This window comes from Qipengyuania aquimaris, assembly GCF_009827445.1.
GTDB classification, from domain to species: domain Bacteria; phylum Pseudomonadota; class Alphaproteobacteria; order Sphingomonadales; family Sphingomonadaceae; genus Qipengyuania; species Qipengyuania aquimaris.
In genome coordinates, this window is record NZ_WTYI01000001.1 from 2489947 (window position 1) to 2512531 (window position 22585).

Below are 22585 nucleotides of genomic sequence, written 5' to 3' on the forward strand. Positions count from 1 at the left end.
ACTGCTGCCGGAAGTTGCAGCGGGGTGGGCGTCAGCCCCTGACAAGGCCCAGTGCCTTGTAGGTCGCATCGAGCGTCGGGACGGCGATCTGGCGGGCCTGGGCTGCGCCGCGGGCGAGGATCGCGTCCAGCGCTTCGCGGTCTTCGAGAAGCCCGGTGAAGCGTTCCGAGATCGGGCGCAGCGTTTCGACCAGCACTTCCCCCAAGGCAGGCTTGAACTTGCCGAACCCTTCGCCCCCGAAATCGGCCAGCACGTCGTCGACGCTCTTGTCGGTGAGCGCGGCGTAGATCGTCACGAGGTTGAGCGCTTCGGGCCGGTCTTCCAGACCCTTTTCCTCGCTCGGCAGGGGTTCGGGGTCGGTCTTGGCCTTCTTGATCTTCTTCATCACCGTGTCGGGATCGTCGGCCAGTTCGATGCGGCTCATTTCCGACGGATCGGACTTGCTCATCTTCTTCGATCCGTCGCGCAGGCTCATGATCCGCGCCGCCTGGGGCGGGCTGATCGGTTCGGGCAGGGTGAAGACCGGAGCGTCCTCGGTTGCGAAGTCATTGTTGAACTTCTGCGCAATGTCGCGCGCCAGTTCGAGGTGCTGCTTCTGGTCCTCGCCCACGGGCACGTGGGTCGCCTGGTAAAGCAGCACGTCGGCGGCCTGAAGCACGGGATAGGTGAACAGCGCAACGCTGGCACCTTCGCGGTTCTTGCCGCTCTTGTCCTTGAACTGCGTCATGCGGTTGAGCCAGCCCATGCGCGCAGTCCCGTTGAGGAGCCACTGCAATTCGGCGTGCGCGTGGACCTGCGCCTGGTTGAACAGCACCGAACGCGCCGGGTCGATGCCGCAGGCGACCAGCGCCGCCGCCATTTCGAGCGTGGCGCGCCGCAGTTCCGCCGGATCGTGCGGCATCGAAATCGCGTGCAGGTCGGCAAGGAAGAACAGGCACTGTTCTCCTTCGCCAAGGTTATCCTGCATCCGCACCCAATTGCGGATCGCACCCAGGTAATTGCCGAGATGGAGATTGCCGGTGGGCTGGATGCCGGAAACAACACGCATGATGATTTACGGAGCTTTCTTCTTGGTCAGGGCAGCGATGCGCTGCCGGTCGATGGCGCCGACTGCGAAAGCGACGCCGAAATAGACGATGCCCGAGCACAGGACGAGCCCGAGGAGCGCGGCCAGCCGGGCAAGCAGGCCAGCGGAATACCAACCGGTTAGCAAATCACGGGCGAACCACAAGGCGGCACCCATGGCGGCCGCTGCGACGAGTTGGCGTGCGATGCGCCCGACCAACGCCAGGGGTACCGAATAATACCCCCGCTTGAGGAGGACGACGTAGAGGAAAGCCACGTTGATCCACGCCCCGATCACGCTGGCCAGCGCCACCCCCTCCACGCCGAACCGCTGGAGGAAGGCGATGTTGAACGCCACGAAAACGCCGAGGGAAATGAAGGCCGCATAGACCGGGGTCTTCGTGTCCGACCGGGCGTAGAAATTGGGCACCAGCACCTTCACCATCACGTAAGCCGGCAGGCCGAGCACCAGGATCGCCAGGACGCCGCCCGCGATGGCGGCATCCTCGACACTGAAGCGTCCGCCCTGGAAAATCATCGTGATGAAGGGCGTGGCGCAGATTGCCAGCGCAACTGCCGCCGGGATGGTCAGCAGCATCGAAAGCTCGATGGCATCGGACTGGATGCGATCCGCGCCTTCCTTGTTCTTGCTGCCGACGAATTTCGACAGGGTCGGCAGGATCGCGGTCGACAGAGCAATGCCGATAATCCCGAGCGGCAGCTGGTTGAGCCGGTCGGCATAGTTCATGTAGCTGACCGAACCGCTTTCGAGCTGGTTGAGGAAGTAGAGCTGGACCAGCGTGTTGATCTGGTAAGCGCCGCCACCGATCGCCGCGGGCAGCGCGATGATGGACAGGCGTTTCACCTCCGGCGTGATGCGGGGCCAGAGCAGCTTGGGCCGGAATCCCTCGACCCTTGTCCAGTAATACAGCCATCCCAGCTGCATGACGCCGCCCGCAGTCACGGCCCATGCGACGCCGTAAGCGACCTGCTCGATGCTCGCTCCCGTCGCCTCGATGAAATACTCCCCCGTCAGCAGCGCGGCGATGAGCACGAGGTTGAGGATGATCGGAAAGCTGGCCCCCGGCGCAAAGCGGGAGACCGAATTGAGCATGCCGGTGAACAAGGTCACCAGGCTGACCAGCAGGATGTAGGGGAACATGATCCGGGCGAAGTCGACTGCGAGGTCGAACTGGCCGGGTTCGACCGGCTTTTCCGCGAGGATCCAGATCACGCCCGGCATGGCGAGCTCGAATACGATGCACAGGGCGATCAGGACCGGCAGAAACACGCTCAGCACGTCGGCCGAGAAACTGCGGGCATCTTCGATCCCGCCTTCGCCGTTCAACCGCTTGGAGAACATCGGCACGAAGGCGGCGGAAAACGCGCCTTCCGCGAACAGGCGGCGGAAGACGTTGGGTATGATGAAGGCCTGGAACCAGGCGTCGGTAACCGCATTGGCGCCGAGCACGCGGCTGAAGATCATTTCGCGTGCCATGCCGGCGATGCGGCTCACCATGGTGAGCGAGCCGATCGTGCCGACGTTCTTGAGCAGGCTCATCGCGGAGCCTCCGTCCCGGTCCCGGTGCCTCAGGCGTTCCCGGTCGGAGCCGGGGCGCCTTCGCCCTGCTGGGCTGCGCGGGCCTGGAGCTGCTGCTGGTAGAGACCGGCGAAGTCCATCGGCTCGAGCATCATCGGCGCATAGCCGAGGTCACGGACGGCATCGGAGATGATAGCGCGCGCGAAGGGGAAGAGCAGGCGAGGCGCTTCTGCGAACATGAATGCGTGGGCGTGTTCTTCGGGAACGTTCCGAATGCCGACGAGGCCGCAATAGGCGAGCTCGACGATGTACTGTGCACCCTGGTCGGTGTCGGCGCGCACCGTGATCTTCAGTTCGACTTCGGTGATTTCGTCGGTCACCTTGTTCGATGCGATGTTGAGCTGCACATCGACGCGCGGCTGTTCCTGCCACTGATAGGCGGCGGGCGCGTTCGGGTTTTCGACCGAAAGGTCCTTCACATATTGGTTCAGGATGCCGACAGTCGGGCGATTGTCGGCACCGTTGGCACCAGCGGCCGGATCGGCATTGAGATCGGTCAGAACGTCGTTTTCATCGGCCATCGGGCAAGCTTTCTTTCGTATGTCTGTTTGAATAGGCGGGGACGGTCGCGATGTTGCGTCCCACCGGTCAGGGCGCGCGCCTAGCACCCCCCAAGGCGCGGGGCAATCCGCGAGTGGAGTGGGTTGGCCGAAGGAAAAGCAGGCCGAAAGGACCCTCAAGCGCCCATTGTGCGTTTGTAATTGATCCCTATCTAGGGCACTAAGGGAACCGTACCGGAAGGCATGGTTCTTCCACTAAGTGCCAGAATTGAAACGAACGGAATACCGCCAGTGATCACCGAGATCGTCATCCTTGCAGCCATCGCCGCATTTCTCGGCCTGCGTCTCTATTCGGTGCTGGGCCAGCGGTCGGAGCATGAAGAGGATCCGATCCGTCGCAGCTATGGTCCGCGCGAACAGAATCCGACGACGCCAACCGCGACCGGTGGGACACCGGATGCAGCCGCTCCTGCGCGGCCTGCGGTGACCCTGCGCAGCGTCGATAACGCATCCAACGCGAACGAAAGCGCCATCCGCTTCATCGCTAATGCCGATTCGCGGTTCGACCTCCTCTCCTTCCTCGAAGGCGCGAAGGCGGCCTACGGCATGATCCTCGAAGCGTTCTGGGCAGGCGACAAGGACACGCTGCGCGACCTGACGGACGACGATGTCTACGCCAGCTTTGCAGGAGCCATCGATGCGCGCGACGCTTCGGGCGAAACGCTCGACAACCGCTTGATCCGGATCGAGGATGCAACCGTGCACTCTGCCGAAATGGACGGTCGCACGGCCCGTATCGCCGTGCGTTTCGTGGCCGATATCGCCGCGGTAACCCGCGACAAGGATGGCACCGTCGTCGCCGGCTCGCTCGACGATGCCGTCGAAAGCCGCGACATCTGGACGTTTAGCCGTTCGGTCGACTCGATGGATCCGAACTGGGTCCTCGACGAAACCGACCAGGACTAATTCACATCCTTACAGGAGTAGGCTCCTTGCGAAGCGCGCTCATACTCGCTGCGGCTTCGCTGCTTTCGGCCTGCGCCGTCGTGCCAGAAGCGCGTCCGCCGATGGACACGGGCGCTGTCGAACAGCCGCCCGCGGAAGTCGCAGACAATGCCGCGTCGGCAGGTGTTCGCCCCGGGCCACCTATCGAGAGCTTCCCGTTCCTGCAGGCGGATGCGGAAGGCGCTCTGGCGGCATTCCGGCGCTCCTGCGACAAGATTTTGTACCGTGACGATACCAGCGGCCTGACCACCCGGCTCGACTGGCAGGGCCCGTGCCTTGCGGCGAGCAACTGGTCGAGCGATCCTGCGCTCTTCTTCACCAGCCAGTTCGAAACCGCGATTGTGGGCGAGGGCGAGGCCTTCGCGACAGGCTATTTCGAGCCCGAAATTCTCGGCAGCCGGACAAAGGCGCCCGGCTACGAAGTGCCGGTCTACGCCCTCCCGTCCGACTTGGAACGCGGCTGGCCCGCCGAAATCGCCGAGAGCGAGCGCACCGGTCGCCCGCCGCTTGGTCGTTACAATGAAGACGGCGAGTTCGTGCGCTATTACGAGCGGTCCGAGATCGTGGCAGGCGCGCTGGACGGCAAGGTCCCGACGATTGCCTGGGCTGCCGATCCGGTCGAATTCTTCTTCCTCCAGATCCAGGGCAGCGGCCTGCTGCGCCAGCCCGACGGCAGCGTGATGCGCATTGGCTATGCGGGCCAGAACGGCCGCGAATATGTCGCCATTGGAAGACCGATGCGCGAGCAGGGCCTGATCGGCGACGGGACGCAGTACCCGACCTCGATGCAGGGACTGATGGGCTGGCTGCGGGACAATCCGGACCGGGCGGACGAGATCATGAACCTCAATAAGAGCTGGATCTTCTTCCGTGAACTGGACACCGACGGTCCGCTCGGCTCGCTCGAAGTGCCGGTTTACGGGCGCGACAGCATCGCAGTCGATCCCAAGTTCGTGCCCTATGGCGCACCGGTCTGGCTCGACATGGAAAGCGATGTGGCGGACGGCCTCTGGGTCGCGCAGGACACGGGCGGGGCCATCAAGGGCGCCAACCGCTTCGACACCTTCTGGGGCAATGGCGCGCAGGCCCGCGAAATCGCCGGTGGAATGAGCAGCAGCGGCACGGCCTATATCTTCCTGCCCAAGGGCACGCTCGCCCGCCTCAAGCGATGAGCGCGCCGCGCGGCCTCAGCGCGCAAGAAGCGGAAGCCTGGGAAAAGGTCGCCGCGACGGTCGAACCGCTTCACCCGCGCGCGCATGTGCGCAAGGTTGATGCCCCGATCGCGCCGAAGGTGACAGTCCCCAAACCGTCGCCCAGAAAGCCCGCGCCCTTGTCAGCGCCCCGGCCCGTTGCCACTCCCATCAAATCCGCCAATTCCCTCGATTCTCACTGGGATCGCAGGCTCAAATCGGGCGCGGTCCAGCCGGATTTCACGCTCGACCTTCACGACCATGGCCTCGACGCGGCCTACAACCGCCTGATCAGCGGCGTGGCGCAGGCGCGCTCGATGGGCGCGCGCACGATCCTGCTGATCACCGGCAAGCCGCGTCCTGTCGATCCGGCCGATCGCGGGCACAGGCGCGGGGCAATCCGGGCCAAGGTGCTGGACTGGCTGGCCGCCTCCAGCCACCATTCGGCCATCGCGGCCGTACGCCGCGCGCACCAGCGTCATGGCGGAGACGGGGCGCTCTACATCGTCCTCAGGCGCGAGCGCTGACCAAGCGTCGCAAACCCAACAGGACCAAGCCGAAAAGCATGAATACAACGGCGAGGCCCAGTATGTTGGCCAGGACCTGCCCGTAACCGAATTGCGAGACGTCGAGGAAGAAGTAGGCGTAAAACCCGCTTGCCTCTCCGTAAACGAGCGCGAAGAGGGTATAGAGCACAGGCGCGACCATTACCGTCGGCGCGCTTTTCCAACTGTTGTCTGCAGCTGCCTTAAAGACCAGCCACCATCCGATCACGGCCAGCGGCACCAGAGTGTGGTGCATCTGGTTCGTGTACCAGTCGAGGCCCACTGGGTGGTGATCGGAGGCCAACAAGACATGGTAGACGATCGCGACGATCGCCAGCGCGGTCGCAAGCGCGAATGGCAGGGATGGGTGTATCGATCCTCTGAAGGCGATCCAGCCCATCAGGATGGCTGCCGCGAGATTGCTCCAGATCGTGAAGAACCGCATCAGTTGCGCGAAAGCGACAAGCGGACCGATGTCGGGGCCTGCTCCGATGAATGCCTGCGCAATAAGCGCGGCCCATGCCGCGACCGCGATGAGACCTGCGAACAAGCGCGCGCGCTTGGTGAATTGGGTGTTCATCGGAATTGCCTAGCCATCGTGCGAGCCGAGTAAAGAAAAGAAAAAGCCCCCGACATTGCTGCCGGGGGCTCCTTCTGCGGCCCAGGGGCTCAGTTCTGTTCTTTTTATTTGTGGTACTTTGCGTAGCTGAGGTCGAACCGGTCCGCGTCCATGACCTTGGTCCAGGCCTTGACGAAGTCGTTCACGAACTTCTGCTCATTGCCGTTTTCGGCATAGACTTCCGCCACCGCGCGCAGGCGCGAGTTGGAGCCGAAGACAAGGTCGGTGCGCGTTGCGCGCCACAGTTCCTTGCCGGTCTTGCGGCAGATGCCGACGAATTCCTCGTCGCCGCTGTCGTCGACCTCTTCCCAGATCACGCCCATGCCCAGCAGGTTCACGAACCAGCTGTTGTCGAGCTTGCCGGGGGTTTCGGTAAGGACGCCGATGCTGTTCCCGTGCTTGGCATGCTTGCTCACAGCGCCCATTGCGCGCAGCCCGCCGACCAGTGCAGTCATTTCCGGGATCGAAAGGCCCAAGAGGTGGGCGCGGTCGACCAGCATGTCCTCGGTCTTCACCGAAGCCTTGGTCTTGAGGTAGTTGCGGAAACCGTCGGCAAACGGCTCCAGCGGCTCCCAGCTTTCGGCGTCGAAGTCTTCGCGTTTCGCATCGCCGCGACCGGTGGTGACCGGAACGGAGATATCGAAGCCCGCATCCTTCGCAGCCTTTTCGACCGCAGCCGAACCGGCGATGACGATGGCGTCGGCCATCGAGATCGAGCCGCGGATCTCGTCGAGCTTGGCAAGGACCTTGCCCAGTTCTTCGGGATCGTTGACCGCCCAGTTCTTGATTTCATCGAAGCGGATGTGCGCACCGTTGGCGCCGCCGCGATGGTCGGAATTGCGGTAGGTCGAGGCCGAGGCCCATGCCGCCTTCACCAGTTCCGAAACGGACAGGCCGCTGTCCAGCACCTTCGATTTGAAGGACGACAGGTCGCTGTCGGAAACCTGCGTTCCGGCGGGGACGGGGTCCTGCCAGATCAGGTCTTCGCTCGGCACTTCGGGGCCGAGGTAGCGGACCTTGGGTCCCATGTCGCGGTGGCACAGCTTGAACCATGCGCGGGCGAAGGCATCGTCCAATGCAGCCTGGTCGTCGCGGAAGCGTTCGGAGATTTTTCGATATTCCGGATCGCGCTTCAGCGCCATGTCGGCGGTCGTCATCATGGTCGGGACCTTCTTGTTCGGGTCCCTGGCGTCGGGTGCCATGTCTTCCGGATCGGGATTGATCGGCTGCCACTGGTTCGCGCCTGCCGGGCTCTGGACGAGCTCGTAGTCGTATTTGAACAGCAGGCGGAAATAGTCGCCGCCCCACTGCGTCGGGTTCGGGGTCCACGCGCCTTCGATGCCCGAAGTCGTGATGTGACCCTTGCCGATTTCATCGGGGTCGGTCAGCCAGCCGAAGCCCATGCGGTGCAGGGTTTCGCCTTCCGGAGCGCTGCCGAAAGTGTCGGCAGGCTTCGCGCCGTGGGCCTTGCCGAAGGCGTGACCGCCGGCGGTAAGAGCGACAGTTTCCTCGTCGTTCATGGCCATGCGGGCGAAGGTTTCCCGCATGTCGCGGGCCATGCCTTCCGCATCGTGCGGATTGCCGCCCGGACCTTCGGGATTGACGTAGATGAGGCCCATCTGGATCGCTGCGAGCGGATTTTCGAGCGCCATGCCTTCATCCGGCTGAATGCGGGTTTCGGCGCCGGTATCGACCCACTTTTCTTCCGTGCCCCAGTAGACGGTTTCGGGATCGAAGACGTCCTTGCGACCGCCGCCGAAGCCGAACACGGGACCGCCCATGCTTTCGATGGCGACGTTACCGGTGAGGATGAAGAGGTCGGCCCAGCTGATGTGCTTGCCGTATTTCTGCTTGATCGGCCAAAGCAGGCGGCGCGCCTTGTCGAGGTTGCCGTTATCGGGCCAGCTGTTGAGCGGGGCGAAGCGCTGCTGGCCGCTGCCGCCACCGCCGCGACCATCGCCGGTGCGATAGGTGCCGGCTGCGTGCCATGCCATGCGGATGAAGAACGGGCCGTAATGGCCATAGTCCGCCGGCCACCAGTCCTGGCTGTCGGTCATAAGGTCGGTGAGGTCCTGCTTCAGCGCCTTGTAGTCGAGCGCATTGAAGGCTTCGCAATAATCGAAGTCCTCGCCCATCGGGTCGGCAGCGCGGCCGCCCTCGGTAAGGATTTCCAGATCGAGTTGGTCGGGCCACCAGTCACGGTTCCGGCGGCCGAATAGGTCCCGGGTTCCGGCATTGCCGTGGAAAGGACAACCGCTGATATCTCCGGTTTTGGCGTCCATGAATACTCTCTCCTAATAAAAAGACTCGGTCTCCCGTCCGAGAACCTGATGACGATGAACCTCGTCCGGTAATTCGTCCAATCGATTAAACGGTTCAAATTGATTGCTGGAAGCGATTGAGCGATGAAGCGTGGCGCACATGCGAAAAGCGCCGCCATCCGGTTGGAATGGCGGCGCTTTATTTATTGATCGAGAGCAAATATCAGGCCGCTTGCGCGATCTCGTCCAACGCTTCGGTACGGATGAGGAAATCGAAGGCGGAAAGGCCCGCTTTCGAACCTTCGCCCATCGCGACCACGATCTGCTTGTAGGGAACGTCGGTCACGTCGCCCGCACCGAAGACGCCGGGAAGGTTCGTGCGGCCTTCTTCGTCGGTTTCTATTTCGCCGAATTTGGTCAGCGCGAGACCGCTTTCCTTGAGCCACTCGGTGTTCGGCACAAGACCGATCTGGACGAACACGCCTTCCAATTCGATGCGGCGTTCGTCCCCGCTCTTGCGGTCTTTCAACACGAGGCCGTCGACCTTGCCGTCCTTGCCAGTGATCTCTGTCGTCTGGCCGCTGGTGACGATCTCCACATTCGCCATGCTGCGCAGCTTGGCCTGCAGGACTTCGTCAGCACGCAGCTTTTCGTCATATTCGATCAGCGTGACGTGGCCGACGATCTTGGCGAGGTCGATTGCCGCCTCGACGCCGGAATTGCCGCCGCCGATGACAGCAATGCGCTTGCCCTTGAACAGCGGACCGTCGCAGTGCGGGCAATAGGCTACGCCCTTGTTGCGATATTCGGCCTCGCCCGGAACGCCGAGGTTCCGCCAGCGTGCGCCCGTTGCAAGGATCAGGCTGCGGGCCTTAAGAAACGCGCCATTGCCGAGTTCCACCGTGTGGAGGCCACCTTCCTGCTTGGCAGGTACAAGCTTCACCGCCTTGGCGAGGTTCATCAGGTCGATGTCGTATTCGCCGACATGGCGTTCCAGCTCGCCGGCAAGCTTCGGGCCTTCGGTATAGGCCGTGCCCGGCAGGTTCTCGATACCCAGCGTGTCGTGCAGCTGTCCGCCGAAGCGTTCCGCAGCGATGCCGGTGCGGAAACCCTTGCGCGCGGTGTAGATGGCCGTTGCTGCGCCAGCCGGACCGCCGCCGATCACGAGGACTTCGAACGGGTCCTTGGCGGCGAGCTTTTCCGCTGCCTTGGCATCGGCGCCGGTGTCGATCTTGGCGAGGATTTCTGCCAGTTCCATCTTGCCGTTGTAAAAGGGTTCGCCATTCAGGAAGGTCGCGGGCACGGCCATGATGTCGCGTGCGTCGACTTCTTCCTGGTAGGTCCCGCCCTCGATCAGGGTCGCGGTGATGCGCGGGTTTTCGAGCGCCATCAGCGTCAGCGCCTGCACCACGTCGGGGCAATTATGGCAGCTCAGCGAGAAATACATCTCGAAATTGAAATCGCCTTCGATGCCGCGGACCTGTTCGATGAGGTCGGCATCGACCTTGGGCGGGTGCCCGCCGGCCCACAGCAGGGCGAGGACGAGCGAGGTAAATTCGTGCCCCATCGGAAGGCCGGCGAAACGCACCCACTTTTCCGCGTCGCTGGCGCGGCGGATGATGAAGCTGGGCTTGCGGTCGTCGGTGCCGTCGAGGCTGGCGGTAACCAGCTCGTGGAGCGCGGCAATCTCTTCCAGCAGTTCACGGGTCTGCGTGCTCTTGGCGTCGTCACCCAGCGAGGCGACGAGTTCGATCGGCTCGCGCAGGTTGGCGAGATAGGTCGAAAGCTGTTGCTTCATTGCGGTGTCGAGCATGCACGGTCTCCGGATAGGATGGGGGACGGAAAAGGTCCGGGGCGGGGGGGGGAGGCAATTGCCCCGGACCTTCCAGCGACCCGAGGTTCTCTCGGGCTCTCGGGCGGCGCCCCGGGGAAAGGTGCGCCGCCTGAACACTTCGCTTAGATCTTGCCAACCAGGTCGAGCGAGGGAGCCAGCGTTTCGCCGCCTTCTTCCCAGGCTGCCGGGCAAACCTGGCCGGGGTTGGCGCGAACGTACTGGGCAGCCTTGATCTTGCGGGCCAGTTCGTTGGCATTGCGGCCGACGCCTTCGCAGGTCTGTTCCATGATCTGGATCACGCCGTCGGGATCGACCACGAAGGTTGCACGGTCGGCAAGACCGACGCCTTCACGCAGTACGTCGAAGTTGCGTGCAAGAACGTGGTTCTGGTCACCGAGGAACGGGAACTGCAGCTTGCCGATCTTGTCGGAAGTGTCGTGCCATGCCTTGTGGCTGAAGTGCGTGTCGGTCGAGACGGCGTAGACTTCGACGTCCATCTTCTGGAGCATGGCGTACTGCTCGCCGAGGTCTTCCAGCTCCGTCGGGCAGACGAAGGTGAAGTCGGCCGGATAGAAGAAGAAGACAGACCACTTGCCCTTCACGTCTTCGTCGGTGACCTGGAAAAAGTCCTTGCCGGCCTGGAAGGCGGTGGCGTTGAACGGTTTGATTTCGCTTCCGATGATACCCATGGTTTTCTCCGTTATTCGGGTTGAAACTCGTGGGTGTCAGATAGGCGGTGTTGCGATGCACAAAAGCGATATGTTGCGATTGCGAGGATCGGAATAATCGATCAACTCGATGGAACTTTCCTAAAGTACAACATAAACGCAATTATCATGAGATTTTTGCAACCAACTCCTCAATATGCAGAAAGATACGAGAAATTGCTTCGCAGGCGGCAGTTATATGCTAATGCGAATTCTTCGCAATAAGAGGATTCGAAATGCGTAAGTTTGCTATCGCCGCCGCCTTCACCGCCAGCACCCTCGCTCTCGCTGCCTGTTCGGGCGCAGAGGAAGCTGCACCTGCTGCCGATGAGCCTGCGGCTACCGACACTGTTAACGCGGATGCCGAAACCGCCAGCGTCCTCGACGCCAGCACCGCCACCGCCGATCAGCTTGCCGGGATCGATGGCGTGTCCGCCGAACTCGCCGCCGCCATTGTCGCAGGTCAGCCCTATGCCGACGTGACGGCGTTCAACGCAAAGCTGCTCGAAACGCTGTCGGCAGAAGAAGCCGCCGCCGTGCTCGAAACCGTGTTCGTTCCGGTCAACCTCAACGAGGCTACCGAAGAGCAGATCCGTCTGATCCCCGGAATGACCGACAAGATGGTCCACGAATTCGAAGAATATCGTCCCTACGCCGACATGGGTGAATTCAACCGTGAAATCGGCAAGTATGTCGACGAGACCGAAGTCGCCCGTTTCCGCAACTACGTCACTCTCTGACGCATTTGCAGCACGACCCTGATCGCCTCGATCGCGACCAATATGCCAACGTGGATCCACGCGGTGGTCGGATCGAAGGCGGACAGGACCCAGTGGACGAAGACAACGATCGCCGCCGGATAGACCAGGCGGTGCAAGGTCTTCCATGACCGCTTGAGTGCCCTCGTCGCGATATCGTTCGATGTCGCGGCGAGCGGTACGAAAAGGCCCAGCGCCGCCCATCCCGCAAGCATGTACGGCTCGCCCGCTTCCGAAAGAATGACGGCCGGGTCGACTTTCTTGCCCAGGTAAATGCCGGTGTGAAACGCGGCATAGGCGAAACTCGCGACACCCAGATCGCGCCGCCTGCGCATCAGCCAGACCGCCCATTTCTGCTTGCGGAACGCGAGCCGTATCGGCGTCACCGCCAGCGTCACCAGCAGCAGCCAGGCCGCCCAGTCGCCGCTATCGGCGATCACATGGCCATAGCCATAGCTGTCGGGTGTCAAAACCCAGCGCCCCACCATCCAGAGCCCCGGCAAGGCGAGTAGCAGCCACAGCAGCGGGCGCGAATTGGCAAATGCTTTCATGAGTCTTCGGGAAATTCCGCCGCTTGGCTCAGCCGCATTGCGCGCGGTGGAGCAGTTTGTGATCGGCCAGCACCAGCGCCATCATCGCCTCGACGACCGGCGTGCCGCGAATGCCGACACAAGGATCGTGCCGCCCCTTGGTGCGCACCTCGGTCGCCTCGCCTTGTCGGTCTATGCTCGCAACGGGGGTGAGGATCGAGCTGGTCGGTTTGAAGGCAACGCGGCAGACCACCGGCTGGCCGGTAGAGATACCGCCTGCGATGCCGCCTGCATGGTTGGCCGCGAACTCCGGCCCGTTTTCGCCCGGTGACATGGCATCGGCGTTCTGTTCGCCGGTAAGGCGGGCGGCGTCGAAGCCGTCGCCGATCTCCACGCCCTTCACCGCATTGATGCTCATCATCCCTGCAGCCAGGTCGCTGTCGAGCTTGGCATAGACCGGCGCGCCCCATCCTGCGGGAACACCGGTTGCCACGCATTCCACCACCGCGCCGAGCGAGGAGCCTGCCTTGCGCGCTTCGTCGACCAGCGCTTCCCAGCGCTTGGCGGCCTCTGCGTCTGGGCACCAGAAGGGGTTGCTGGCGATTTCCTCGCGGTCGAAATTGGCGGGGTCGATCCGGTCGCCGCCGATCTCCGCGACATAGGCCAGTATTGCGACCTCGGGGATGGCCTTTCGCGCTACGGCGCCTGCTGCAACGCGCATCGCCGTTTCACGGGCACTGCTGCGCCCGCCGCCGCGATAATCGCGAAAGCCGTACTTTGCGTCATAGGCAAAATCGGCATGGCCCGGGCGGTAGGTATTCGCGATCTCGGAATAATCCTTGGATCGCTGGTCCTTGTTTTCGATCAGCAGCGAGAGCGAGGTGCCGGTGGTCTTACCTTCGAACACTCCAGACAGGATGCGGACCTCGTCCGGCTCCTTGCGCTGGGTGGTGAACTTGTTTTGTCCCGGCTTCCTCGCGTCGAGGAACGGCTGGATATCTGCCTCGCTCAGTTCCAGCCCAGGCGGGCACCCGTCAACTACTGCGCCGATGGCAGGGCCATGGCTTTCCCCCCAGGTGGTGAAGCGAAGCACGCGTCCGAAAGTGTTCCAGCTCATGCCCGCCTTCCTGTCTCAACTGTGGGGCCAAGTCCACTAGGGCTGGACCAAGCCATTCTTGTAGCGCAAGAACAAACCATGATTGCCAAGCTTAAAGGCCTGCTAGACGAAACCGGTTCCGACTGGGCGGTGATCGATGTCTCGGGCGTCGGGTATCTTGTTCATTGCTCGGCTCGCACACTCAGCCAGTTGGGCGAGACGGGCGAAGCCTGCACTGTCTATACTGATCTCCAGGTGTCGGAGAACGACATGCGATTGCTCGGGTTTGCCGAAGCTGCGGAGCGGGATTGGTTCCGGCTGCTGACCCAGGTTCAGGGCGTGGGAAGCAAGGTAGGCCTTGCAATTCTGTCTGCTCTGTCGACTGGCGAGGTACAACAGGCGTGCTCCAGCGGCGACGCCGCCATGATCGCGCGGGCGCAGGGCGTCGGGCCGAAGCTTGCCGGGCGCATCGTCAACGAATTGAAGGACAAGGCGGGCGCACTACCCGGTGGCAGTGCGGCTGGCGGAATGGCTGCGGCAGCTCCAGTGGGCGGTGCGAGCGCGGATGCGGTGAGCGCGCTGGAAAACCTCGGCTTCAAACCGGCGATTGCCGCGCGGGCAGTGGCTGCGGCGCAAGGCGAGTTGGGCGAAGGCGCGAGTGAGGGCGACCTCATCCGCGTCGCTTTGAAAAGGGCGGCTTCGTGAAAGCGGCCTGGCTTTGCCTCGGCATGGCGGCGTCCTTCGCCGCGACCTCTCCGGCTGCGGCTTGTCGCGGCGTCTTTTCGGAAACCCATGTATTCCTGCCCCAGCTTCCGGGCGACATTGCGCCGGATGCCATAGTGCTCAAGGTGAAGCCGCAGCCATCGGTCACAGCATCGAACAACGGTATGCAGGTTGCCGTGGCCGAAGTCGTGCAGGGGGATTGGCCGCGTGACACTGCGTGGATCGACTACGGCCTCTTCACTAGCTGCTCGCGGGTCCACCTGCCGGAAGAGGGCGCGCTGGTCGTCGGAATGCCGAGGGAATATTCGCCCAACACGCTGGTGGCCCGTCAGTATTATCGCAGGGATTGGGAAGGAACGAATAATGGGAACTAGGCTGTTTCGCGCGGTTTCAATGGCAGCGCTGGTATGCGCCGCGCCCGCTTCGGCGCAGGACATGAGCGCATTCAAACCCGGTCCCGTGTTCGCGCAATTTGGACCGCACGCGCCGGTCGAGGGGATCGGTAAAGTCCCCGGCGATACCGAATTCTCGATTGCCTTCGATGTCGCCAAACCGGCGGACGAGGGCGCGCGCAATCGCGGTTTCGAAAGCGCCGCGCGCTTCATCAACATGCACGTCGCGCACGGGGTGCCCGAAGATAACATCCGCATCGCAGTGGTCGTCCATGGCAAGGCGGTGAACGACTTGCTGGCGAAGCCCGACAACACCTCTGCCGACATGGTGCAGGTGATGCTTGGCGAGGGCGTGCGCTTCATCGTCTGCGGCCAGAGCGCGGCGGCCTATGGGGTGACGCAGGACGACCTCCTGCCGGGCGTCGAAATGGCGCTCTCCGCCATGACCGCCCACGCCCTGCTGCAACAGCGCGGCTACACGGTGAACCCGTTTTGATATGACCGAACCCGTCCCCCTCCATTCTCCTGACCGGCAGCCGGAAGACCCGGATGCGGCGCTGCGGCCGAAATCGCTTGCCGAATTCGTCGGGCAGAAGGCGGCGCGCGAGAATTTGCGCGTGTTTATCGAGGCGGCCAAGGGGCGCGGCGAGGCGATGGATCATGTGCTCTTTTTCGGTCCCCCCGGGCTCGGCAAGACTACGCTGGCGCAGATCGTGTCGAAGGAACTGGGCGTCGGCTTTCGAGCCACCTCCGGCCCGGTGATCGCCAAGGCGGGCGACCTTGCCGCGCTGCTCACCAATCTCGAGCCGAACGACGTCCTCTTCATCGACGAGATCCACCGGCTCAATCCGGTGGTCGAGGAAGTGCTCTATCCCGCGATGGAAGACCGCGCGCTCGACATCATTATCGGAGAGGGGCCCTCGGCACGCAGCGTGCGGATCGACCTGCCGCCTTTCACGCTCGTCGGCGCGACCACGCGTCAGGGGCTGCTGACCACGCCCTTGCGTGACCGTTTCGGCATTCCGGTGCGACTCAATTTCTATACCGAGGACGAACTGCTCAAGGTCGTCACCCGCGGGGCAGGACTGCTGGACATGGGTATCGACGAAGGCGGCGCGCGCGAAATTGCCCGTCGTTCGCGTGGCACCCCGCGTGTCGCAGGCCGGTTGATGCGCCGCGTGCGCGACTTCGCCAGCGTGCTGGGCGAGGCTGTCGTCACGACGAAGGTGGCCGACGAAGCACTGACGCGCCTAGAAGTCGACAGCCTTGGCCTCGATGCGATGGACCGCCGCTATCTCACCATGATCGCGACCACCTACAAAGGCGGGCCCGTGGGCGTGGAGACGCTGGCTGCAGGCCTCAGTGAACCGCGCGACACGGTGGAAGAGGTTATCGAGCCCTACCTCATCCAGCTCGGCCTCATCGCCCGCACCGCGCGCGGCCGCATGCTCAACGATGGCGGCTGGTCGCATCTCGGCATGACCCCGCCCGGGTCCGCCAGCCAGTCCGATATGTTCGACAAATAAACTGAATCCACGGGTAACAAAGGCCGGATTCGTGGTCCCAAAGCGGGACATGGCGCTCGCAACCCTCGCAGGATTGCGGAAAATTTAGTTTTGTAAGGGTAACAGGAAGTGTAAATTCGACCTTCGGGGATTCGCTAATTGCGCGTATCCGGTCGATGCGGGGCCTACCCGCACAACAGGAAGTGCAAGATATGTCGGTAAAAGCAGCACTTGCAAAATTGTCAGCCACCGCGGCGGGCGGCGCGCTCGTTGCGGGTGGCGCAGTGCATGTTGCCGAGCGGCCAATTACCGATTCTCCAAGCTACAAGAGCCAGTCGGTCAAGCAGATCAAAGCTCGCCCGATCAAGCGTGCGACACCGAAACCGCCGGTAAGGGCGGCTCGCGTCATTCCCAAGCGGGTGATCGAATGCGTGCCTTATGATTCGCCGGAAGCAGCGGTTGCGGATCCCGAAAACGTCTGCCCGCCGATCAGGCGCGTCGTCATGGCCCCTGTTCCCGTGCCGCCTCTTCCGCAAGCCGCGCCAGTCGCGGGCGGCGGAGGCTCGCGCTCGATCCCGAGCGGCGGATACGGCGGAGGATATGGCGGCGGCTTCGGTGGCGGCTTCTTCGGCGGTTTCTTCGGCGGCGGGTCCAGCGGCGGCAGTGTTGTCGTAAACTCGACCACGACCACTGGCGGCGAAATTCCGGATATCGACATCGACGTGTCGACCTCAACCAGCACCAGCAATGGCGGTAGCTCGTCCAGCTCGTCGACCGGTTCGGTAACCTCGACGACATCGACGGGGGAAGTCAGCAGTTCCACGGGCGAGGTTTCTACCTCCACCGGCCAGGTCAGCACTTCTTCCTCGACCTCGACCAGCACCGGAGAGGTATCGACTTCGACCGGCCAGGTATCGACATCGACGTCGACGAGCACGGGTTCGGTCTCCACCTCGACCGGACAGGTGAGTTCGACATCTACCTCCTCGTCTTCGGGCGATGTCAGCAGCTCGACTTCCACTTCGGGTGACGTGTCCAGTTCCACGTCCACTTCGACCTCGACGAGCGGCGATGTCTCCAGTTCCAGCTCGAGCTCCTCGTCGAGCTCCAGCTCTTCCTCGTCTTCCTCCAGTTCCAGTTCGAGCGGGGATGTCACCAGCACGTCCAGCTCATCGAGCGGGGATGTGTCGTCGAGCACCAGCAGTTCGAGCAGCTCCTCGACGAGTTCGTCCACAAGCTCCAGCACGTCGAGCTCGACTTCTTCGAGCAGCTCGACCAGCTCCAGCACCTCAAGCAGCACCAGCAGCGGCACTGAAGTCCCGGCACCATCGATGATGATCCTGTTCGGTATGGCCGCAGCGGCCATATTCGGTCGTCGCCGTTTCCGTGTACGTCGCGGCGCGAAGGGCGCGCAGGCCTGAGCCATTCCGCAATCAGCGGTAGTTGCGGCTCCATTCTTCCTGCCGATACCACTGGGTAATCACGTATTTTTCACCGGCCTCGACCGGTAGGGCGGCGTGTCGCGTGTTGCGATTGGGGCGGCCCTTTCGGGTCATATTGTCCCACGCGATCAGCAGCCCAGTTTCGGGGGTCACCAAAAGGTCCAGCTCGGGAAACTCCGTCTCCCCGCCCGCTTCGACTGTGTTGAGATAAACCATCGCGGTCCAGCTGCGCTGCCCGCCGCGGCGCCGCTCATTTTGCCAGTGCGGTCGTTCTTCGCGGAAATAGTCGCGGTGATGCAAATACTGCTCGCCCACGTGATAGCGCTGACCCTGGATCGTCTCCGCATGGGCGCAATCTATGCCGAGCGCCTCGTCGATTTTGCGCCCGAGCGCGATTGTCTCTGGCGCTTCATTGGAAAAGAAATGGGTCGAGCTCGTCCGCGCGCCCATCGTCTTGCGATCGGAAAACAGCTTCGATGGCTGAATGCGGCTTTCGATCGTGACGATCAGCCGAGCGCATTCCTGCGCCGTCAGGAAACCCGGCAGCAGATAGATATCCGCCTTGTCGCCGCCCTTGGCGATTGCGCGTGAATCCTGAGACAGGCGCTCACGAACGCTGTTGCCTATCGCGGCAAGGGTCGCGGGATCGGCCTTGGGGTCCGGTTGCTTGGTCCGGAAGATCCGGGCGAGGCGGGTCAGCAGGGGCACGGAGCGAGCAATCTCCTATCCGCGCCCCTGCGTAAACCGGCTTACGATGCGGCGAGCTTGCGCAGCACGTAGTGGAGGATGCCGCCGTTGCGGTAATACTCCATCTCGTTGGCCGTATCGATGCGGCAAAGTGCGGTGAAGGTGGCCTTCGAGCCGTCTTCATGCGTCACTTCGACTTCTACGTCCTGACGCGGGGTCAGGTCGGCCAGACCCTTGATCGTGAAGGTATCGTCCGCGCCGAGGCCTAGGCTCTGGCGGGTGTCGCCGTCCTTGAACTGCAGCGGGAGCACGCCCATGCCGATCAGGTTCGAGCGGTGGATACGCTCGTAGCTTTCGACGATCACGGCGCGTACGCCCAGCAGGATGGTGCCCTTTGCAGCCCAGTCGCGGCTGGAGCCGGTGCCGTATTCCTTGCCGGCTACGACCACCAGCGGCGTGCCGTCTTCCTTATGCTTCATCGCCGCGTCGTAAATCGGCATCTGCTCACCCTTGTAGGTGGTAATACCGCCTTCGACGCCCGGGACCATCTCGTTCTTGATGCGGATGTTGGCGAAGGTGCCGCGCATCATGACTTCGTGGTTGCCGCGGCGCGAGCCGTAGGAGTTGAAGTCCGACTTAGAAACCTGGTGGCTCTTCAGATATTCGCCAGCCGGGCTGTCTTCCTTGATCGAGCCTGCGGGCGAGATGTGGTCGGTCGTGGTCGAATCGCCGAGGATCGCCAGCGGCTTTGCATCGGTGATGTCGGTGACCGGCGCCGGTTCCATGTCCATGCCTTCGAAGAAAGGCGGGCTGGCGACATAGGTGCTGGTCGGGTTCCAGCGATAGGTGTCGGACGCCTCGACCTTGATCGCCTGCCAGTGCTCGTCGCCCTTGTAGACGTCGGCATAGCGGCTTTCGAACATCTGGCGGTCGATATTCGCTGCGCGGTGCTGCGCGATTTCCTCGTTGGTGGGCCACACGTCGGCCAGCATCACGTCGTTGCCGTCCTGGTCCTGGCCCAGCGGCGTTTCGGTGATGTCCTTCGTGACCGTGCCGAGGATCGAATAAGCGACCACCAGCGGGGGCGAGGCGAGGAAGTTTGCGCGCACGTCTGGCGACACGCGCCCTTCGAAGTTGCGGTTACCCGAGAGTACCGACGCGGCGACGATGTCGTTGCCGTTGATGGCCTTGCTGATCGGCGGAGCGAGCGGGCCCGAGTTGCCGATACAGGTGGTGCAGCCATAGCCGACGAGGTCGAAGCCCATGGCGTTGAGATCGTCCTGCAGGCTGGACTTCACGAGGTAGTCGGTGACGACCTGCGACCCCGGTGCAAGGCTGGTCTTGACCCAGGGCTTCGGCTTCAGGCCCTTTTCGTGCGCCTTCTTGGCGACGAGGCCGGCGGCGATCAGCACGTCGGGGTTCGAGGTGTTGGTGCAGCTGGTGATGGCCGCGATCACGACGTCGCCGTCGCCGACGTCATGGTCCTTGCCATCCACGTCCACGCGCAGCGGTGCATCCTTGGAGTAGATCGACTTGAGGTCGGTGTTGAACAGTTCGTCGACTTCCGGCAGCGCGACGCGGTCCTGCGGGCGCTTGGGGCCGGCGAGGCTGGGCACGACCTTGGACAGGTCGAGGTCGAGCGTCTTGGTGAAGACCGGCTCGTTCTCCGGCGTGAACCACATGCCCTGCGCCTTGGAATAGGCTTCGACGAGTGCGATGGTTTCTTCGTCGCGGCCGGTGAGGCGCATGTATTCCAGCGTCTTGTCGTCGATGCCGAAGAAGCCGCAAGTCGCGCCGTATTCGGGGGCCATGTTGGCGATCGTCGCACGGTCGGCGAGCGTAAGGTTGGCAACGCCTTCGCCGTAGAATTCGACGAAGCGGCCGACCACGCCGACTTCGCGCAGCATCTGCACGCAGGTCAGCACGAGGTCGGTGGCGGTCACGCCTTCGGCCATCGCGCCGGTCAGCTTGAAGCCGACGACTTCGGGGATGAGCATCGAGATCGGCTGGCCGAGCATGGCAGCTTCGGCTTCGATCCCGCCGACGCCCCAGCCGAGGACACCGAGGCCGTTGATCATCGTGGTGTGGCTGTCGGTGCCGACGCAGGTGTCGGGATAAGCGACGGTCGTGCCGTCAGGGTCTTGCGAGTTCCACACACCCTTGCCGATGTATTCCAGGTTCACCTGGTGGCAGATGCCGGTGCCCGGGGGCACCGCGGAGAAGTTCTCGAAGCTCTTCGAGCCCCACTTGAGGAAGTCGTAGCGCTCGGCATTGCGGGCGTATTCGAGTTCGACGTTCTTTTCGAATGCCTTGGGGTGGCCGAATTCATCGACCATGACCGAGTGGTCGATCACGAGGTTCACGGGGACCTGCGGGTTGATCTTGGCAGTGTCTCCGCCGAGTTTGCTGATCGCATCGCGCATGGCGGCAAGGTCGACCACGCAGGGAACGCCGGTGAAATCCTGCAGCAGTACGCGGGCCGGGCGATACTGGATTTCCTTGCCGGTCTTGGGATCCTTCTGCCAGTCGGCAATCGCCTGCACATCGTCGGTCGACACGGTGAAGCCGCCGTCCTCGAAACGCAGCATGTTTTCGAGCAGGACCTTCAGGCTGAACGGCAGTTTCGACACGTCGCCGATTTTCTCTGCCGCCTTCTCGAAGGAGTAATAGGCGTAATCCTTGCCATCGACGGTGAGGGTGGAGCGGGTTCCGAGCGTGTCCTTGCCGACCTGGGTCATGCGGGCATTCTTCCTTGTGTTAGAAATGGGCCTTTCCCGACCAATGGACGGACGGGCACAATGTGCCGCGCACCTGCGCCGAACACCGCAAAAAATCAAGGCCCAGAGCCTCGGCAAAACGTCTGATGGGGAACAAAGACGGTGCTTCAGGGCTTATTAAGGCAAAATTAGGGCAAAGTCGCTGCTCGGCAGCAAGGCAGGAGCGCGAGGCCCGATATGGAGTTTGAAATGAAGTCTTCGGACACGGCACCCACGGCGTCGCGCCGCACCCTGAAATTGGCCGTCATGGCCGCAGTACTTGGCGTGGCGGGATGTTTTACCGCCGCGTTTTCCTTTGCCGGGACCGAAGCACAGGCAACCGAACAGGCCGAAACCGCACTTGTCGCCACGCGCTAAAGCGCCGCTTGCGCCGGCTGCTTGGGCTTGCGCCGCGCCGCAATCAGGCAAGCACCCACGATGATGGCCGTGCCCAGAAGGGTCGTTGCGGTCACCTCTTCCTGAAAAAACAGCCAGCCGAAGAGCGAGGCCCACAGGAAGCCCGAATATTCCAGCGGTACGAGCGTCTGCGCCTCTTCTCGGGCATAGGCCCATGCCATGCCCATCGCGCCTGCGACGGTCAGCAGAGCCGCCATTGCCAGGTCGAACCAGATGGCCGCATCGGGCATATTGAAGGCGAAAGGCATCGCCAGCCCCAGCAGCACTACCGAGACCCCTGAGTGGAAGACCGCTATCTCGGCGGGACCGGCCATTTGCGACTGCCGCCGGATCAGGATGAAATTGTAGGCGTAGAGGAGGGCCGACACCAAGATGGAGGCTATCCCCAGTGCAGCATCGCTATCGAAATCGTTGCGACCGATCTTGCCGCCGACGATCACCAGCGTGCCTGCGAAACCGATGATCGAGGCGATGATTGCCGATTTTCGGATGACCTCGCCCAACAGGAGGCGGGCAAGGTACAGCGCAATCAGGGGCGCGATGAAGCTGATGGCGATTGCCTCTGCAATGGGCAGCTTTGTCAGCGCATAGAAGAACGTCAGCGCCATGAAGGTGGAGATCACACCTCGCCGGATATGCAGGCGCAGAACCTCCGGCCTTGGCCGCCTCCCGCCCCGGCCAAGCCACAACGGCAGGGCGATCGCGGTGCCGAGGGCCGAGCGCAGCCATGCCGCCGTAAGCGCGCCCAGCGCAAGCGCCGCGCTCTTCATGAATGCATCCATCAAGGACAGGCTGGCCACGGCAAGCATGGCCGCCAGGATGGGCAGGAAGGCATGGTGGCGTGTCATCGCGCCACGCATATGCGGCTGCGGCCCGCCCGTCATCATGGTTCAGCATAAGGCAAGCAGATAGCGTGGATAAGGATGCAAACATTTGCTAGAAACACGGCGGAT

At 62.9% G+C, this 22585-nt stretch carries 22 protein-coding genes; 9 read left to right on the plus strand and 13 right to left on the minus strand.

What is annotated here, in order from left to right:
- Positions 1 to 31 precede the first annotated feature (31 nt).
- The 3 genes from trpS to secB are packed head-to-tail and all read right to left on the minus strand — an operon-like array spanning position 32 to position 3186.
- The gene (trpS, locus tag GRI34_RS12200) at positions 32 to 1048 is read right to left on the minus strand and encodes a tryptophan--tRNA ligase (RefSeq protein ID WP_160596157.1); all 1017 of its coding nucleotides are present in this window, start codon (positions 1046 to 1048) and stop codon (positions 32 to 34) included.
- Positions 1049 to 1054: 6 nt separating this feature from the next.
- Entirely contained in the window at positions 1055 to 2626 is a 1572-nt protein-coding gene (gene murJ / locus GRI34_RS12205; protein ID WP_160596158.1) for a murein biosynthesis integral membrane protein MurJ, read from the minus strand.
- Between the two features lie 29 nt (positions 2627 to 2655).
- The gene (gene secB, locus GRI34_RS12210) at positions 2656 to 3186 is read right to left on the minus strand and encodes a protein-export chaperone SecB (protein WP_160596159.1); all 531 of its coding nucleotides are present in this window, start codon (positions 3184 to 3186) and stop codon (positions 2656 to 2658) included.
- Between the two features lie 270 nt (positions 3187 to 3456).
- On the opposite strand from secB, the gene GRI34_RS12215 reads away from it, so the two are divergent.
- From GRI34_RS12215 to GRI34_RS12225, 3 genes are read left to right on the plus strand one after another with little or no spacing between them, the layout of a single operon-like run.
- Entirely contained in the window at positions 3457 to 4131 is a 675-nt protein-coding gene (locus GRI34_RS12215) for a Tim44/TimA family putative adaptor protein (RefSeq protein WP_160596160.1), read from the plus strand.
- A gap of 26 nt (positions 4132 to 4157) precedes the next feature.
- Positions 4158 to 5342: a murein transglycosylase A gene (mltA, locus tag GRI34_RS12220; RefSeq protein WP_234028216.1), complete on the plus strand. Its 1185-nt coding sequence runs from the start codon at positions 4158 to 4160 to the stop codon at positions 5340 to 5342.
- The gene (locus GRI34_RS12225; RefSeq protein WP_160596161.1) at positions 5339 to 5887 is read left to right on the plus strand and encodes a Smr/MutS family protein; all 549 of its coding nucleotides are present in this window, start codon (positions 5339 to 5341) and stop codon (positions 5885 to 5887) included. The genes mltA and GRI34_RS12225 overlap by 4 nt, the downstream gene beginning before the upstream one ends.
- Here the strand turns inward: GRI34_RS12225 and GRI34_RS12230 are convergent.
- The 4 genes from GRI34_RS12230 to ahpC all read right to left on the minus strand — a co-directional run bounded on the left by GRI34_RS12230 (position 5871) and on the right by ahpC (position 11308).
- Positions 5871 to 6485 carry a Pr6Pr family membrane protein gene (locus tag GRI34_RS12230; RefSeq protein ID WP_160596162.1) on the minus strand — a complete coding sequence of 205 codons (615 nt, stop codon included), beginning with the start codon at positions 6483 to 6485 and terminating at the stop codon, positions 5871 to 5873. The two genes, GRI34_RS12225 and GRI34_RS12230, sit on opposite strands and share 17 nt — an antisense overlap.
- A gap of 104 nt (positions 6486 to 6589) precedes the next feature.
- Positions 6590 to 8806: a catalase/peroxidase HPI gene (gene katG, locus GRI34_RS12235; RefSeq protein ID WP_160596163.1), complete on the minus strand. Its 2217-nt coding sequence runs from the start codon at positions 8804 to 8806 to the stop codon at positions 6590 to 6592.
- Between the two features lie 202 nt (positions 8807 to 9008).
- Positions 9009 to 10598, minus strand: coding sequence for an alkyl hydroperoxide reductase subunit F (gene ahpF, locus GRI34_RS12240; protein ID WP_160596164.1), 1590 nt, complete (start codon positions 10596 to 10598; stop codon positions 9009 to 9011).
- A gap of 143 nt (positions 10599 to 10741) precedes the next feature.
- The gene (ahpC, locus tag GRI34_RS12245; protein WP_160596165.1) at positions 10742 to 11308 is read right to left on the minus strand and encodes an alkyl hydroperoxide reductase subunit C; all 567 of its coding nucleotides are present in this window, start codon (positions 11306 to 11308) and stop codon (positions 10742 to 10744) included.
- Between the two features lie 254 nt (positions 11309 to 11562).
- Between ahpC and GRI34_RS12250 the strand changes: the two genes are divergently transcribed.
- Positions 11563 to 12066 (plus strand): helix-hairpin-helix domain-containing protein, encoded by a 504-nt coding sequence (locus GRI34_RS12250; protein WP_160596166.1) that lies wholly within the window; start codon positions 11563 to 11565, stop codon positions 12064 to 12066.
- On the opposite strand, the gene GRI34_RS12255 is transcribed toward GRI34_RS12250, so the two are convergent.
- Together GRI34_RS12255 and aroC are read right to left on the minus strand one after the other, a co-directional pair.
- The gene (locus GRI34_RS12255) at positions 12051 to 12635 is read right to left on the minus strand and encodes a protein-methionine-sulfoxide reductase heme-binding subunit MsrQ (protein ID WP_234028217.1); all 585 of its coding nucleotides are present in this window, start codon (positions 12633 to 12635) and stop codon (positions 12051 to 12053) included. The two genes, GRI34_RS12250 and GRI34_RS12255, sit on opposite strands and share 16 nt — an antisense overlap.
- Before the next feature lie 28 nt (positions 12636 to 12663).
- Entirely contained in the window at positions 12664 to 13731 is a 1068-nt protein-coding gene (gene aroC, locus GRI34_RS12260) for a chorismate synthase (protein WP_160596167.1), read from the minus strand.
- Between the two features lie 78 nt (positions 13732 to 13809).
- Between aroC and ruvA the strand changes: the two genes are divergently transcribed.
- From ruvA to ruvB, 4 genes are read left to right on the plus strand one after another with little or no spacing between them, the layout of a single operon-like run.
- On the plus strand, positions 13810 to 14415 hold the full coding sequence (gene ruvA / locus GRI34_RS12265) for a Holliday junction branch migration protein RuvA (protein WP_160596168.1): 606 nt from the start codon (positions 13810 to 13812) through the stop codon (positions 14413 to 14415).
- Positions 14412 to 14807, plus strand: a complete 396-nt coding sequence (locus GRI34_RS12270) for a hypothetical protein (RefSeq protein WP_160596169.1) — start codon at positions 14412 to 14414, stop codon at positions 14805 to 14807. Before ruvA ends, GRI34_RS12270 begins: the two co-directional genes overlap by 4 nt.
- Positions 14797 to 15321 carry a DsrE family protein gene (locus GRI34_RS12275; protein WP_160596170.1) on the plus strand — a complete coding sequence of 175 codons (525 nt, stop codon included), beginning with the start codon at positions 14797 to 14799 and terminating at the stop codon, positions 15319 to 15321. The genes GRI34_RS12270 and GRI34_RS12275 overlap by 11 nt, the downstream gene beginning before the upstream one ends.
- A 1-nt stretch (position 15322) precedes the next feature.
- Entirely contained in the window at positions 15323 to 16351 is a 1029-nt protein-coding gene (ruvB, locus tag GRI34_RS12280; RefSeq protein ID WP_160596171.1) for a Holliday junction branch migration DNA helicase RuvB, read from the plus strand.
- Between the two features lie 415 nt (positions 16352 to 16766).
- Here the strand turns inward: ruvB and GRI34_RS12285 are convergent, their stop codons facing one another.
- The 3 genes from GRI34_RS12285 to acnA all read right to left on the minus strand — a co-directional run bounded on the left by GRI34_RS12285 (position 16767) and on the right by acnA (position 21197).
- Positions 16767 to 17696 carry a hypothetical protein gene (locus tag GRI34_RS12285; protein ID WP_160596172.1) on the minus strand — a complete coding sequence of 310 codons (930 nt, stop codon included), beginning with the start codon at positions 17694 to 17696 and terminating at the stop codon, positions 16767 to 16769.
- Between the two features lie 67 nt (positions 17697 to 17763).
- Positions 17764 to 18480: a prolyl hydroxylase family protein gene (locus tag GRI34_RS12290; RefSeq protein ID WP_160596173.1), complete on the minus strand. Its 717-nt coding sequence runs from the start codon at positions 18478 to 18480 to the stop codon at positions 17764 to 17766.
- A 41-nt stretch (positions 18481 to 18521) separates the two neighbouring features.
- Positions 18522 to 21197: an aconitate hydratase AcnA gene (acnA, locus tag GRI34_RS12295; RefSeq protein WP_160596174.1), complete on the minus strand. Its 2676-nt coding sequence runs from the start codon at positions 21195 to 21197 to the stop codon at positions 18522 to 18524.
- Between the two features lie 228 nt (positions 21198 to 21425).
- Here acnA and GRI34_RS12300 point away from each other — a divergent pair, with 228 nt between their 5' ends.
- Positions 21426 to 21593, plus strand: coding sequence for a hypothetical protein (locus GRI34_RS12300; RefSeq protein ID WP_160596175.1), 168 nt, complete (start codon positions 21426 to 21428; stop codon positions 21591 to 21593).
- On the opposite strand, the gene GRI34_RS12305 is transcribed toward GRI34_RS12300, so the two are convergent.
- Complete coding sequence (locus GRI34_RS12305) at positions 21590 to 22519, minus strand: DMT family transporter (protein ID WP_234028218.1); 930 nt, start codon at positions 22517 to 22519, stop codon at positions 21590 to 21592. The genes GRI34_RS12300 and GRI34_RS12305 overlap by 4 nt on opposite strands.
- Positions 22520 to 22585: the final 66 nt, after the last annotated feature.